A 12,881-nucleotide genomic window follows, 5' to 3' on the forward strand; every position below is an offset into this window, starting at 1 on the left:
CAAAAAGGACTACTCATTAACGAGCAGTCCCCTACAAATTCTTCTGTGAAGGAATGGTTAATCAGCTACGGTTCATATTTTCGATTGACTTAAAAATAGACAGACCTGTCCCGTTAGCTTGTAAATCGAAAGTAATGACACGTGTTAAATACATCGCTGTATCAAGTTGTACACCTGTCGCCGTTACTGATTTTTTCATTTCCTTCACCTCCGTTCAAATTGGTTAATAACTATTATAGCAAATTATCAGTTTTTTCGCAAAAAATATTTATACTCATCCTCGATATATTTCTAAAAAGATTTCATTATATGGGACGTAATTTATTCATTTATTTTAAATAATAGTTTTAAATCAGCAATAATTTCAGATAATGAAATATCAGGAACAAGACTTGAGATATCTTTATCTTCTTGTTCTATTTTTATTAAAAATTCATTAATGTGTCCTTTAATTACTTCATTAATAGTAACTTCTTGCTCTGTTTCAAGAGTAGTCCATAATCTGATAACGTCTTTCCGATGCTTTTCAATACTTTTACTATTTACTTGATGTCCTTCTTCTTTACGCTTTTTTAAATCTAACCAGGCTTTAGCTTTGAATAGTATTAAGTAAGGTGCTGAAATAATTGAAATACCATCAACAACTTGTGCACCTTCATTTAAAAGCTGATAATATTCATTATCTAACACAATAGCAGATAAGCTAGAAACATCATCACTTATATATATGGGCGTTATGCGGTAATCTTCAACTTCTGGTAATTGTGATTTTGAAAATAATTCAATCATAGCTGGATAGTTTTCTGTACGAGGTTTTATAAAACGGTAAAAATTACTGAAAACTTCGCCTTGTTCAATTCCTTCATATCTTCCTTTTTTGATAAAGTCCCAAAAAACTTTTATGAATTCTTCGTTTAATTCTTCATTTAATTATCCACGAGAAGAATTATATCGAAATCTTTTGTAGTTCTAAATTCAATCCCTAAATTATCTAATAAAATATTACAAGCCTGCCCACCTATTAACCGATAATTTAAATCATATCCTTTAAAATGTTCTTTAAAAATTTGAATATCTTGTGACATATTATTCCTCCAATACTCTGTTTAATAATATTTCCAATTCTATCTGAAGTCTTTCATCCTCAATGTCAGTTAACGACATATATAAAGAGAGGCTATCTACTGTAAATGTATTAATGTTACAAAAATCTACATTTTGCATATTATCTAGTACTAACTTAGGGTTATATATCCAAACCTGAAGTTCCATTGTGTTAAACGAATCTATATCATATTGGTCAGTAAAATGATTATTGTTCTTTTTAATTTCTTTATACTTAGTGGTATCTATAGCGTACTGAGGTATTTTATTATAAGATAGCATCCCTAATTTTGATAAAGCAAATTCACCAGTTGCTAGTTCATGAGAGGAATTTAATTTTTTGTCAATGTAAATAATTTTTCTAATAGGATTAATTAATAATTTTGAAACAGTTTCAAACATTTCTCTTCTTGATTTAATAACTTTATATTTAGCACTGTGTGTGGTTCCAATCATTTGAATTATTTTCAATTTAGTCAGGATTCTTAAAGTGCGATTTACAGTCATAGCAGATACTTTACATCGATTCTCGATTTCCTTAGCATAAAATATCTCCTTATCTAAATAAAAAATATATAAAAAAATAAGTTGGTTTGATGGTGTAAACTTAGTTATCTTTTTCCCTGATTCTGCCGTAACTTCTTTTCTAAAATCTAATAATATAAACGGTAAGTACATTTGCATTTGTGTAACAATAAAAGGTATTTGATTAGAGATCAGTCTAGCCCTTTGCTCAGGTGTTAAGTAATTAAAAAGAAGGACTATCTTTTTGTCTGTCTTTAACTCAAATATATTTAAATGTTTAAGTAAATTATTGATTACTAACTTATCAAGATTCACTTCTAATAAAATACATTCAAAATTTAATATCTTCACAAATTTCCATCTATAACTCATGGATAGGTGTCTAGGAATTTTTAAAGGTTCTTCAGGTAAAATCTCTGGCTTTTTTCCAGTTACAACCTCAATATAATTAAATAAATCATTCATATAATCAACTCCAAAAATTGATTTAATAATATTTAATAGTTTTTTATAACATTTGTTTTCAATTATAACATTTCCATTGTTATAATTGAAAACAAAATGTTATTTAAATGACGCACCACTCCTCTCCATCATAGAAGATGAAAACGAGAATGTTATTTTTAAAGCTGGTAAACAGACCATCTATCCTTTATTACAAAAACATGCCCACTGGATTAGTTGGTCAGATTAATTTCTGAAATTCATATACCAAAATAAATAAAAGCAAACGATATTGGATTTTTAAATAAACTCCAAAGTCGTTTGCTTTTTTGTGTTTAATCTAATGGTTGTTTCGGTAAGTTTGCGCTTAACTCGCAATATTTTACGAAGACGCGTGCTAATTCTTGTAAGCGTTCATGCACATTTTCGTCGATAATGTTATTTTGGTCGTCAAAGTGGCTTGTATGTGTATACACATAGTTTGGTGTCACTAATGCACGGAAATAATCTAAAATTGGTTTGAATTGATTTTCTACTACTAAATGATGTTGATGTGTTCCACCGTTTGCAACAATTGATACGGGTTTATAACGTAATGCTTTCGGATTTAAAAAGTCGAGCGCATTTTTTAAGACGCCTGGAATCGAACCTTGGAAAATAGGTGTTGCAAAAATATAGCCATCTGCAGATTCTAATTTACGAACTAACTCTTGCATGCCTGTATTATATTGATCGAATGGACGACCATCTACAATTTGATGTTCATAATCTGAAAAACGTACAAGCTCTAAATCAAGCGTACCATCGAACTGCTCAATGTATCCTTGAATTTCTTCTAAAATCGCACCTGTTTTTCGACCTAAAACTGTTCCATCTACTAATAAAATCTTCATCTCACGTGACCTCCATTTATCTACTTCTACAAACTCATTGTAACAAACACCATACCCTTTCAATAGCAACTCTACTTCATTTTTAGACAAATCAGTCTTTCGACGGAAAGCGGAATTTGCTTTCTTTCTAGGAGTGACTTCCTATGTTACAATATTCTCTATGAGTATTAAAATGAAATGCTAATGCATTTTTCAATAAAGGAGCGTATATATAATGGCGACAAAAGCAGAAATTGAGTATCAAATCCTTGAGCTAAAAAGCGACTATATCCGTCAACAAGGTGATATCGAAAAGTTAGAGGCAACTGGCTATCCACAAAAGATTGAACAGGCTGAACAGCGTCTAAAAGATATGGAAACACAACTTGCCCAATTGAACGCAGAATTAGCGAAATTTTAATCATCTGGCAAAAGGTTATTTTGAGAACCTTTTATTTTTAAGCAGGAGGAAACTATTTTTATGGCAATTTTAACAGTCGAAAAGCTCGGTCATTCTTTCGGAGACCGTATCCTTTTCAAAGATGTGTCGTTTCGTATTGTAGAGGGAGAACACGTAGGTCTTGTAGGTGCAAATGGTGTTGGTAAATCAACAATGATGAGCATTCTAACAGGTCAACTCATCCATGATGAAGGTCGCGTAGAGTGGTTACCAAACACACATTACGGTTATTTAGATCAACACGCTGTATTGACACCTGGTCGTTCAATGCGTGAAACATTAAGTGATGCGTTCCTTCCACTTTATAAAAAAGAAGAACAATTAAATGAAATTACAGGGAAAATGGCGGAAGCGTCACCTGAAGAATTAGAAGAATTACTTGAGGAAATGGCTGAAATTCAAGATGCACTTGATGCAGGTGATTTCTACACACTCGATATGAAAATCGATGAAGTAGCGCGTGGTCTTGGACTAGATGCAATTGGTTTAGATCGTGACGTAACCGCTCTTTCAGGTGGTCAACGTACAAAGCTTTTACTCGCAAAACTATTACTTGAAAAGCCAAAAGTATTATTACTAGATGAGCCGACAAACTATTTAGATGAAGAACATATCACATGGTTGAAAAACTATTTAAAAGACTACCCACACGCATTCCTTCTTATCTCACATGATGTAGAGTTTATGAATGATGTAGTCGGCGTTATCTTCCACTTAGAATTCTCAAAACTATCTCGCTATACAGCAACATATGAGAAGTTTTTAGAGTTAGCTGAAATTAATAAGCGCCAACATATTGATGCGTATGAAAAGCAACAAGAGTTCATTAAAAAACAAGAGACATTCATCCAAAAAAATAAGGCGCGTTTCTCGACAACAGGTCGTGCGAAATCACGTCAAAAACAATTGGATCGTATGGAGCGAATTGACCGTCCTGAAACAGCGGCGAAACCACAATTCAGCTTTAAAGAATCACGTAGTTCAAGTCGCTATGTAGTAGAAGCAAAAGATTTATTAATTGGTTATGACAAACCACTTCTACCACCGCTTACTTTCGAAATTGAACGTGGTGAAAAGATTGCTTTAGTTGGAATGAACGGTGTTGGTAAATCAACACTTCTAAAAACTATGCTTGGTAAAATCCCTGCACTTGGCGGCGATGTACAACGTGGTGACTTCCTATTCCCTTCTTACTTCGAACAAGAAGTAAAAGGCGGTAATGAAACACCAATCGATGTCATTTGGAATGCGTTCCCTTCATTAGAACAAGCAACTGTTCGTGCATTACTAGCGAAAACCGGCTTAAAGAATGAACATATTTCACGTCCAATGGCTCATTTATCAGGTGGCGAACAAGCAAAAGTACGTCTATGTCGCCTAATGATGGATGAATCGAACTGGATGCTATTCGATGAGCCGACTAACCACTTAGATGTGGATGCAAAAGAAGAGTTAAAACGTGCAATGAAAGAATATAAAGGCACAATCGTTCTTGTCAGTCACGAACCTGAATTCTACGAAGGTCTTGTAACAAAAGTTTGGGACGTTGCAGAATGGTTCTCTAAAGGGCAACAATAATACAAAAAAGAATCACGCCGGTTGGCGTGATTCTTTTTTCGATTTACTCTACACGACTATTTGATGAACTTGTTTTAGCTTTTGATTTGTTAGACTCAACAAATTCCTCACGTGTGTAAACATCGTCTACATGCATGTTGAATTCTACTACATCAAGTCCTGTCATTTGCGAAATATTCGCTTTTACATTTTGATAAGCAGTGCGATAAATTTCTGGTACGCTCAATCCATATTCAACATAGACTGAAACATCAATTGCAACTTGTTTCTCACCAATATCGGCTTGAATACCTGCTGTTAAATTTTCATTGCCTGTTAATGTTTTTTGTAGACCTTGGAATAGGTTACCACTCATTCCTAGAATCCCTTTTACATCCGTTGTTGCAAGTGCTGCAATTTTTTTAATTACTTCATCATCATATGTTAGATGACTTTTATGTTGTTCTTCCTGTTCTTTTTTTTCTAATTCTACTTCCTCTGGTGTTTTTTCTGTTGAACGTACATTTTGATTTGACATGAAATCACTCCCATTTTTTATGATCTTCTATTAAATAGTGCATCAATGTAAGATGCAATATCCAAGTCATGGTCTGCCCACTTACCAATGAGATACCCAATAAGTAGAAATACTAAAACCATGACTGCATATCCAAAACCAACTGTTAAAAATAACACACTAAAAATGATTGCTGCAATTAAGCCTACTATACGCCCACGATAGCGTATGAATACTTCTTTATTATTCATGACGCTCCTCCTTATACGACGCGTTGTTTTTTGTTTGTTTTGCCTTCTAAATCAATTACATAAATCTGCACTTCACTTACTTGTACTTCTAACATTCTCTCTAAATCATCTTTCAACCTCTGCTGCATCTCTTTCGCTGTTTGTTGTACGGCACTATTTTTAAAAACTGAAAATGTAACAATAAGTTTAATTTTTTCAGCTTTTGAAAAAATATCAGCCTCAACTTCAAGTGAGCGAATGCCATCAAATTTTTTCGCAATATTATACGCCATGGATTCAATTGACTTTTTAGAGATACTGATTTCACCTAAACTTGTATCAATATTTAAATCTTTTCGTGTACTAGGTGACGACTTAAAACTACTAAAGAATAAAATAAGCGACACTAATGCAAGAAATGATACAAGTGAAATGACTACAATGAAGAAAGAGTCATTCTTTGGGAATTCAAGTACATATGCTACTGAATCATATACTTCTGTCAGCATAAGAATGATGCCAAGTGATAGTAAAAATGTTAATAAAGCATAGATACCAAAAATCCATCTCAAGCCCATATTCATTTTTTAACCTCCAGCCTATAACCAAGGTATTTAAAACTTATTCTTTAAAAATTGACTTACTTAAATTATTTACCCAGCTTATTCTCCATACAAACACTTAAATTGTTTTACAAATAGTTCGAATTTATATTTTTCTTGCTTGATTAACGAACTTTCCCGTTACATTCTCGTCATACATTGTAATAGAAATGAAACAGATTGCATTACGCATTAATACAGTTAATGGTTTCGTAAATAAACCTTACAATCGTGTAATATTTCTATTTAATGCTCGTTTTTTCATCTTTTTGTCACGAAAATGTAATTGACTTATAAATATCTTATTGGTAAGATATAAATATATTAACAAGAGAGAAAGAGGTAATGAACATGACTGTTACAATTTATACACAAACTAGCTGTACATCATCTAAGAAGGCTCTACAATGGTTAGAGGAGAACGAAATTCCATATGTAGAAAAACGTATTACATCCGATCCGTTAACACTTGCTGAGTTCAAACAAGTTCTAAGTATGACTGAAGACGGTACAGATGAAATTATTTCAACGAATTCAAAAGACTATAAAAACTTAAATTGCGATATTAATCAGTTATCAATTCAAGAACTTTATAGTATTATTAAAGACCACCCAAAAATGTTGCGTAGCCCGATTTTAATTGACGACAAGCGCCTACAAGTTGGATATAACGAGATGGATATTCGTCGTTTTATTCCGCGTAAAGTACGTGCATATGAATTATTTGAAATGCAACGCTTATCAAATGATTTCTAAATGAATCACGTTGGAGATGAGTTACCCTATGATGAATAATAAAGAAAAAGAGCACAGCATCTCGTCTCTTTTCGAGATTGCTGCAGCTCTTGAAAGAAAATGGGCAAACGAATGGAATAGCCATAATAATATGGGCCTTTCAAAAACCCATATTTTATTACTCGATCTTTTAGAATCGAATGGCCCTGTTCGCCCATCTGATTTAGCTGAAAAGCTACATGTCACGACTGGCGGTGTAACCGTTCTAACTACGAAGCTCATCAACGCAGGTTATATCAAAAAAACAAAGAATGCAGCCGACCGACGCGCTTATCAGATTGAAATTACTGATGAAGGAATCGAGTTGCTCGATAATGCCTATGCGCATATTGAGTTAATGGTTCAGCGTATGTTCGGTATGCTTACAGAAGATGAAGTGGATACACTTCGCAAAATATTCTCTAAACTCTTACTTGGTTAATTGAACACAGTCATGTTCAAAAGCCATCTTTTACATGCCTTCCACATTTTCAGATGTGGGTTTTTACATGTTTAAGATGGCTTTTTTTTTATATGTAGAGGAATCGTATATCTGTTTATATACGATTCCAATCTATATGAACTCACAATGACGATTGTGAGATTAGGGGGACAGTTTTATACAATATTTTATATTAATTATGCTGGTAGGATTGCGGTAGCTGTTGTATCATCTTGTAACATCATTTCTTTTAGACGTTGTTTTGCACGGAAAAGACGTGATTTTACTGTACCGATTGATACTTTCATTAATTCTGCAATCTCAACTAATGAGTATTGTTTTACATAAAAGTAAAGTAGTGTATTGCGGTAAATACCGTCTAGTTGATTGATTTTTGCTTGTACTAATTGCGCTACATCTTCTTGCTCAATTAATTCTTCTGTTGTTGGTTCATTGTTGGGAACCAAATCTAAAACAGGTACGTCTAATGTATCAGGTTGGTTCATCATGTATTTGCTACGACGTACATTTTTGCGATAGCGGTCGCGGAATGTATTCATGCAAATTGTTGTTAACCATGCTTTTAAGTGGTCGACTTGTGCAACGTATGATTCATAGCGGACAACTTTCACCCATACTTCTTGCATTAAGTCTTCTGCTTCTGCTTTATTACGTGTTAATTTTAAACATAAATGATATATGTAGCGATTATATTCTTCATAAACTTCTTCAAGTTGAATTGTCATTTTTAAAACCTCCAAATATTGCTTTCTTTGTTATACTCTTATTATCTGTGAAAACAACCTTACGCTCTATCGGTTTTGCTTTCACTTTCATTACAAACGTGTAAGGTTTTTGTGCAATTTATGTAAGAATAAGAACTTACTCCTTGTATAACCAAAAAACGAACCCCCGATTTTACATCAGAGGTTCGTTTATTTTTATAGAATCGATTCGATTTTTAAATTGACTTAAATGCTTTCGCTTGTTCGCGAATGCCTACTTCAGCAGCAAAGCGTTCGATACTTGATGCTCCGAAGAAGCCACATACGCCTTCTACACGCTCAATAACATACGCTGCGTCTTCAGGTTCTGCAATTGGACCACCATGACAAATAACTAAAATGTCCGGGTTCACACTTCGACCTGCTTGAACAATTTTTTCAATACGCTCAACACAGTCGTCTAATGTTAAAGCTGTCTTTGCGCCAATTGCACCTTTTGTTGTAAGTCCCATATGCGCTACTAATATATCTGCCCCTGCTTTTGCCATCGCAGCCGCTTGTTCTTCATTAAATACATAGGGTGTTGTGAGTAAATCTAATTCGTGTGCTTTTTTAATCATCTCAACTTCTAAATCATACCCCATACCTGTCTCTTCTAAATTTTGACGGAAGACGCCATCAATTAGACCTACTGTTGGGAAGTTTTGCACACCTTTGAAGCCTTGATTTTTTAATTGTTTTAAAAATATATCCATTACGCGGAATGGATCTGTACCGTTCACACCTGCTAATACTGGAATGTCTTTAACGACAGGTAACACTTCTTGCCCCATCTCAACAACGATTTGATTCGCGTCACCGTAAGAAAGTAAGCCTGCTAAAGAACCGCGACCTGCCATGCGGTAACGACCTGAATTGTAGACAATTAGCATATCTGCTCCGCCTGCTTCACTACTTTTCGCTGTAATCCCTGTGCCTGCACCTACCCCCAGTAACACATTCCCGTTTGCTAGTTCTTGCTTGAATTGTTCCATAATTTCTTGACGTGATTGTTGATTCATTTGAAACACTCCTTTTATTTTTTCATGATTTGAATTAATTGTTCTGCAGCTTTTTCTGCAAATGCTTGTTCATTAATATGAAGGTTTTCTTCATAGATGGTAACTTGTTGTGGATTGACTCCCTGCTTCACTGCCTCAAATAATGTACGGTCTTCACATGGTCCATGGAAGTCTTGTCCGACTGCGTCGAGTGCCGAAACACCTTGTAATGGAATCATTAAAGTTGTTGGACCTGTTGCAAGATTCAATTTTTCTGCGATGATTTTACCTAACTGCTCATTTTCTTCAATTGTTGTACGCATTAATGTCACCGTTGGATTATGGCGATAAAATTTACGTCCTTTAAATTTCGTTGGCACTTGATCGACTGGTCCAAAGTTCACCATATCAAGCGCACCTAATGAGACAACTTGTGGAACCCCTTTTCGACCTGCTGCCTCAAGTCGGTTCGGTCCTGCATTCAAGACACCACCAACGAGTTCGTCTGCCCATTCTGTCGTTGTGAAATCTAATATCCCTTCAATGTAACCATCTTCAATTAATTGTTCCATCGTGCGACCACCGACACCTGTTGCGTGGAAAATTAATACTTCATAGCCACGTTCCTCTAAGTAACTTGTTGCAAATTGTACACATGGTGTTGTAACACCGAACATCGTTGTCGCGACTAATGATTTTTGTTCTAATTCCACTTTATTCTCAAATTGCAACATACCTGCAATCGCAAAAACAGCATTCGTGAAAATTTTTGTTGAGATGGAATTTAATCCAGCTACGTCGACAATAGAAGGTAGCATCATAATATCGCTTGTACCGACATAAGGCTCTGTATTGCCTGATGCAACGGTTGATACCATCACTTTAGGTACACCGATTGGTAGTTGACGCATACCTGGTGTTGCAATCGATGTGCCACCCGATCCACCAAATGATAAAACACCATCGAATTTTCCTTCTTTAAATAATTGTGGTAAGAGCTTTTCCATTCCATTCGCTAAAACCTCTGTTGCAAATGCGCGGTCATTCTTTTGTTGAACCTTTTCCAATTGTTCTCCTGCATATTCCATCACTGTACAATTGGAGCAATCCGGTGTAAATGTAGGTTCAAAAACACCTGTATGAATCGTATATGTGTTAAAACCCAGTGACTCGATTAACTCTTTGACAAATAAAAATTCTTTTCCCTTTGTATCAAATGTTCCAATTAAAGCAATTGTTTTCATTTGGATATCCCCCTTTGAGATGTAAGCACTTTCATTGTTGTTATCTTGATTATATCGAAAGAAAAAAGACAACTACATGTGTTTATCAATCACAAAGTTGTCTTTATATATTCCTTTGGTGCTATTCCTTTTACTTTTTTAAACATTTTACTAAATTGAGCATAATCCATATAACCAACCATTTCGGCAATTAAGAATAACGGAAGTTGTGGGTCTTTCATTAAATCAACTGCACGATTCATACGGTATTCGATTAAATATCGCTGAAAGGAGATGCCGACCACTTTTTTAAATTGTTTACTTAAATGCGTGCTACTAATGTTCAATTGCTGTGCCATTCTTTCGAGCGTAATGGGTTGTGCATAGTAGAGTGCAATATACTTCTTCGCTGTATTTACATAGTCATGCGCATGATTAATACCATCAATTACTTTCTGTGTGACATCATCATATTGGAAGTCTTGTAACTGTTTAAAAGAAGTTGTAATTTCCTCTACAATGTATTCGGTTGGAATACGTTCAAATGTAGAGCCGCCAATATAGCCTTGAATTAAGTGGTCTGTCATCATAAACTGCGCGTCGATGGGCTTATTAATGATCCCTCCATAAATCATGCGAATCACATGTGGTTTTTGTTCGATTACACGTTCAAAAATACGCTGTGCCATCTGTTTAGCGCTTTGTAAATTTTGAATACGTTTTGCGCCGAGATGTCCACCGACCGTTAAACCAAGATGAACACAAATAATATCTGCACCGACAGCCAACATCTCCATCGCTTGCTGTTCATTAAAAACGAACGCGACTGTGAATAACCCCTTCTCATGTGCGTAACGAATCGCTTCAACTTCTTGTTCATAACTCATACCTGCTTCTTCTAAAGCTTCCGCAAACTGCCCATCAATTAAGCCAACACTTGGAAAGTTATTAATTCCTTGAAAGCCTCGTGCCGCTACTTTATCTATATACGCATGTAAATTAATTGTAGGATCGGTTGCTTGAACACCTAAAACGACCGGAATATTCTGCGCTACTTTTTGTAGCTCACGCGTCGCAAATTCCATGACAAGTTCATTGCTATTATCATAGGCTAAAAAACTGCCAAGAGAACCTACACCCATTTGCCGATACTTCCCTGCACTTAGTGCTAATAAAAAGTCAATGCCACCTTTTACTGCACTTTTAGCAACAAGTCCACCACCAACTGCCGCTGCAATAATCGGTTCATGTTGCGCTACTTTTTGCTTTAAATGTGTGACTAAATCACGCATACAATCGCCCCTTATCTTTTCCTCTCTTTTTAGTTTAGTAGATTGTGACGAACTACACCATGCAAAGCCCCTTATTTTTACAATAAAAAAAGAAATCCCGTATAACGAGATTTCTTCATAACTAATCTGGCTTTAATAATTTTGGCTGTCTTTTACCGAATGTCGGTTTTACTTCTGAGAAAATAATAGCTGCTAAAATAAGCGCAGCGCCCATTACCATACGTCCTGTTAATACTTCATGCAAAAATACGACCGAGAAAACCATACCAAAGAATGATTCCATTGATAAAATGATGGCTCCCTGTGTTGCAGACGTATATTTGAAAGCAATGTTTTGGAATAAGTATGCCACGATTGTAGAGAATACAGCGAGATAAACAATCGAGAATAAACCGCCTGTTCCGATACTTTCTATACTTGTTGGGATATCACCTCTTACTAGAACGAATAAAGCACTAATTACTGCTGCTGAAATAAATTGAATAATCGTTAATAAAATAGCATCTTCATTTTGAACAAATTTATTCGTATAAAAAATATCAAACGCGAAAGCAACCGCACATAATAGCGTTAAAATATCGCCAATATTCATTGTGAATGAACTTTGCAATGAGAGTAGCGCAATCCCGATTAATGCTGTAACTGCCCCAATCACTTCGAAACGATCAACTTTACGCTTGTACACTGCATAGGCAATTAACGGAACAACTAATACGTTCACAGCTGTTAAAAAAGCATTTTTAGACGGTGTTGTATATTCAAGACCCACTGTTTGTAACACGAAACCTGTATAAAGAATAGCGCCTAAAATCGCTCCCTTCCAAATGACACGTTTCGTTATTTTTTTAAATTTATAACCAAATAAAATAATTAGTAGAATAGCGGCTAATATGAATCGCCCAGCCATTAATTGATAGGCGTTGAGGTAATCCAAACCGATATCTGTGACAACAAATCCACTGCCCCAAACAACTGCTGTTACCATCAACATAAGTACACCTATATGTTGTTTCATTCGTTCTCCTCCTTTTAGCTTTTGTAAGCATATCATGTAAAGAGAACAAAATGTTTCAT

Annotated in this window: 17 protein-coding genes; 4 read left to right on the forward strand and 13 right to left on the reverse strand. The window is 35.0% G+C overall.

Annotated features, from left to right (window positions below):
* Window positions 1–61: 61 nt before the first annotated feature.
* The 5 genes from ASO14_RS15140 to ASO14_RS12955 form a co-directional block, all read right to left on the reverse strand.
* Window positions 62–199 (reverse strand): RAxF-45 family protein, encoded by a 138-nt coding sequence (locus ASO14_RS15140; protein WP_197409923.1) that lies wholly within the window; start codon window positions 197–199, stop codon window positions 62–64.
* 122 nt (window positions 200–321) lie between these two features.
* On the reverse strand, window positions 322–789 hold the full coding sequence (locus ASO14_RS12945; RefSeq protein ID WP_068456150.1) for a hypothetical protein: 468 nt from the start codon (window positions 787–789) through the stop codon (window positions 322–324).
* Between the two features lie 137 nt (window positions 790–926).
* On the reverse strand, window positions 927–1,085 hold the full coding sequence (locus ASO14_RS15065; protein ID WP_156422377.1) for a hypothetical protein: 159 nt from the start codon (window positions 1,083–1,085) through the stop codon (window positions 927–929).
* 1 nt (window position 1,086) lies between these two features.
* Window positions 1,087–2,094, reverse strand: coding sequence for a hypothetical protein (locus ASO14_RS12950; RefSeq protein ID WP_068456153.1), 1,008 nt, complete (start codon window positions 2,092–2,094; stop codon window positions 1,087–1,089).
* Between the two features lie 314 nt (window positions 2,095–2,408).
* The gene (locus tag ASO14_RS12955) at window positions 2,409–2,966 is read right to left on the reverse strand and encodes an NADPH-dependent FMN reductase (protein ID WP_068456156.1); all 558 of its coding nucleotides are present in this window, start codon (window positions 2,964–2,966) and stop codon (window positions 2,409–2,411) included.
* 214 nt (window positions 2,967–3,180) lie between these two features.
* Between ASO14_RS12955 and ASO14_RS12960 the strand changes: the two genes are divergently transcribed.
* Window positions 3,181–3,366 (forward strand): SE1832 family protein, encoded by a 186-nt coding sequence (locus tag ASO14_RS12960; protein WP_068456161.1) that lies wholly within the window; start codon window positions 3,181–3,183, stop codon window positions 3,364–3,366.
* 60 nt (window positions 3,367–3,426) lie between these two features.
* Window positions 3,427–4,983, forward strand: coding sequence for an ABC-F family ATP-binding cassette domain-containing protein (locus tag ASO14_RS12965; protein WP_068456164.1), 1,557 nt, complete (start codon window positions 3,427–3,429; stop codon window positions 4,981–4,983).
* A gap of 43 nt (window positions 4,984–5,026) precedes the next feature.
* Here ASO14_RS12965 and ASO14_RS12970 read toward each other — a convergent pair whose 3' ends face one another.
* Genes ASO14_RS12970 through amaP form a run of 3 tightly spaced genes read right to left on the reverse strand, consistent with a single transcriptional unit; the run spans window position 5,027 to window position 6,293 of the window.
* Window positions 5,027–5,500: an Asp23/Gls24 family envelope stress response protein gene (locus ASO14_RS12970; protein ID WP_068456169.1), complete on the reverse strand. Its 474-nt coding sequence runs from the start codon at window positions 5,498–5,500 to the stop codon at window positions 5,027–5,029.
* Between the two features lie 17 nt (window positions 5,501–5,517).
* A complete protein-coding gene (locus tag ASO14_RS12975; protein WP_068456172.1) occupies window positions 5,518–5,730 on the reverse strand; it encodes a DUF2273 domain-containing protein in 213 nt (70 codons plus the stop codon).
* 11 nt (window positions 5,731–5,741) lie between these two features.
* Window positions 5,742–6,293 carry an alkaline shock response membrane anchor protein AmaP gene (amaP, locus tag ASO14_RS12980; protein ID WP_068456175.1) on the reverse strand — a complete coding sequence of 184 codons (552 nt, stop codon included), beginning with the start codon at window positions 6,291–6,293 and terminating at the stop codon, window positions 5,742–5,744.
* A 369-nt stretch (window positions 6,294–6,662) separates the two neighbouring features.
* Here amaP and spx point away from each other — a divergent pair, with 369 nt between their 5' ends.
* Both spx and ASO14_RS12990 read left to right on the forward strand, forming a co-directional pair.
* The gene (gene spx, locus ASO14_RS12985) at window positions 6,663–7,067 is read left to right on the forward strand and encodes a transcriptional regulator Spx (RefSeq protein ID WP_068456177.1); all 405 of its coding nucleotides are present in this window, start codon (window positions 6,663–6,665) and stop codon (window positions 7,065–7,067) included.
* A 31-nt stretch (window positions 7,068–7,098) separates the two neighbouring features.
* On the forward strand, window positions 7,099–7,527 hold the full coding sequence (locus ASO14_RS12990; protein WP_068457568.1) for a MarR family winged helix-turn-helix transcriptional regulator: 429 nt from the start codon (window positions 7,099–7,101) through the stop codon (window positions 7,525–7,527).
* Between the two features lie 197 nt (window positions 7,528–7,724).
* Here ASO14_RS12990 and ASO14_RS12995 read toward each other — a convergent pair whose 3' ends face one another.
* The 5 genes from ASO14_RS12995 to ASO14_RS13015 form a co-directional block, all read right to left on the reverse strand.
* Window positions 7,725–8,273: an RNA polymerase sigma factor gene (locus tag ASO14_RS12995; RefSeq protein ID WP_068456179.1), complete on the reverse strand. Its 549-nt coding sequence runs from the start codon at window positions 8,271–8,273 to the stop codon at window positions 7,725–7,727.
* 215 nt (window positions 8,274–8,488) lie between these two features.
* Window positions 8,489–9,313: a phosphoenolpyruvate hydrolase family protein gene (locus ASO14_RS13000; protein WP_068456182.1), complete on the reverse strand. Its 825-nt coding sequence runs from the start codon at window positions 9,311–9,313 to the stop codon at window positions 8,489–8,491.
* A gap of 14 nt (window positions 9,314–9,327) precedes the next feature.
* The gene (locus ASO14_RS13005; RefSeq protein WP_068456185.1) at window positions 9,328–10,536 is read right to left on the reverse strand and encodes a Tm-1-like ATP-binding domain-containing protein; all 1,209 of its coding nucleotides are present in this window, start codon (window positions 10,534–10,536) and stop codon (window positions 9,328–9,330) included.
* Between the two features lie 89 nt (window positions 10,537–10,625).
* Window positions 10,626–11,807, reverse strand: a complete 1,182-nt coding sequence (locus tag ASO14_RS13010) for a phosphoenolpyruvate hydrolase family protein (protein WP_068456187.1) — start codon at window positions 11,805–11,807, stop codon at window positions 10,626–10,628.
* Between the two features lie 121 nt (window positions 11,808–11,928).
* On the reverse strand, window positions 11,929–12,822 hold the full coding sequence (locus tag ASO14_RS13015; RefSeq protein WP_068456190.1) for a DMT family transporter: 894 nt from the start codon (window positions 12,820–12,822) through the stop codon (window positions 11,929–11,931).
* Window positions 12,823–12,881: the final 59 nt, after the last annotated feature.

Origin of the sequence: Kurthia sp. 11kri321 (assembly GCF_001534765.1) — a bacterium.
GTDB lineage: Bacteria > Bacillota > Bacilli > Bacillales_A > Planococcaceae > Kurthia > Kurthia gibsonii.

What these genes read in the sequence shown, in the direction of transcription:
- ASO14_RS15140 (WP_197409923.1), bottom strand. Translation starts at nt 199, where the DNA reads ATGAAAAAATCAGTAACGGCGACAGGTGTACAACTTGATACAGCGATG.
- ASO14_RS12945 (WP_068456150.1), bottom strand. Translation starts at nt 789, where the DNA reads ATGATTGAATTATTTTCAAAATCACAATTACCAGAAGTTGAAGATTAC.
- ASO14_RS15065 (WP_156422377.1), bottom strand. Translation starts at nt 1,085, where the DNA reads ATGTCACAAGATATTCAAATTTTTAAAGAACATTTTAAAGGATATGAT.
- ASO14_RS12950 (WP_068456153.1), bottom strand. Translation starts at nt 2,094, where the DNA reads ATGAATGATTTATTTAATTATATTGAGGTTGTAACTGGAAAAAAGCCA.
- ASO14_RS12955 (WP_068456156.1), bottom strand. Translation starts at nt 2,966, where the DNA reads ATGAAGATTTTATTAGTAGATGGAACAGTTTTAGGTCGAAAAACAGGT.
- ASO14_RS12960 (WP_068456161.1), top strand. Translation starts at nt 3,181, where the DNA reads ATGGCGACAAAAGCAGAAATTGAGTATCAAATCCTTGAGCTAAAAAGC.
- ASO14_RS12965 (WP_068456164.1), top strand. Translation starts at nt 3,427, where the DNA reads ATGGCAATTTTAACAGTCGAAAAGCTCGGTCATTCTTTCGGAGACCGT.
- ASO14_RS12970 (WP_068456169.1), bottom strand. Translation starts at nt 5,500, where the DNA reads ATGTCAAATCAAAATGTACGTTCAACAGAAAAAACACCAGAGGAAGTA.
- ASO14_RS12975 (WP_068456172.1), bottom strand. Translation starts at nt 5,730, where the DNA reads ATGAATAATAAAGAAGTATTCATACGCTATCGTGGGCGTATAGTAGGC.
- amaP (WP_068456175.1), bottom strand. Translation starts at nt 6,293, where the DNA reads ATGAATATGGGCTTGAGATGGATTTTTGGTATCTATGCTTTATTAACA.
- spx (WP_068456177.1), top strand. Translation starts at nt 6,663, where the DNA reads ATGACTGTTACAATTTATACACAAACTAGCTGTACATCATCTAAGAAG.
- ASO14_RS12990 (WP_068457568.1), top strand. Translation starts at nt 7,099, where the DNA reads ATGAATAATAAAGAAAAAGAGCACAGCATCTCGTCTCTTTTCGAGATT.
- ASO14_RS12995 (WP_068456179.1), bottom strand. Translation starts at nt 8,273, where the DNA reads ATGACAATTCAACTTGAAGAAGTTTATGAAGAATATAATCGCTACATA.
- ASO14_RS13000 (WP_068456182.1), bottom strand. Translation starts at nt 9,313, where the DNA reads ATGAATCAACAATCACGTCAAGAAATTATGGAACAATTCAAGCAAGAA.
- ASO14_RS13005 (WP_068456185.1), bottom strand. Translation starts at nt 10,536, where the DNA reads ATGAAAACAATTGCTTTAATTGGAACATTTGATACAAAGGGAAAAGAA.
- ASO14_RS13010 (WP_068456187.1), bottom strand. Translation starts at nt 11,807, where the DNA reads ATGCGTGATTTAGTCACACATTTAAAGCAAAAAGTAGCGCAACATGAA.
- ASO14_RS13015 (WP_068456190.1), bottom strand. Translation starts at nt 12,822, where the DNA reads ATGAAACAACATATAGGTGTACTTATGTTGATGGTAACAGCAGTTGTT.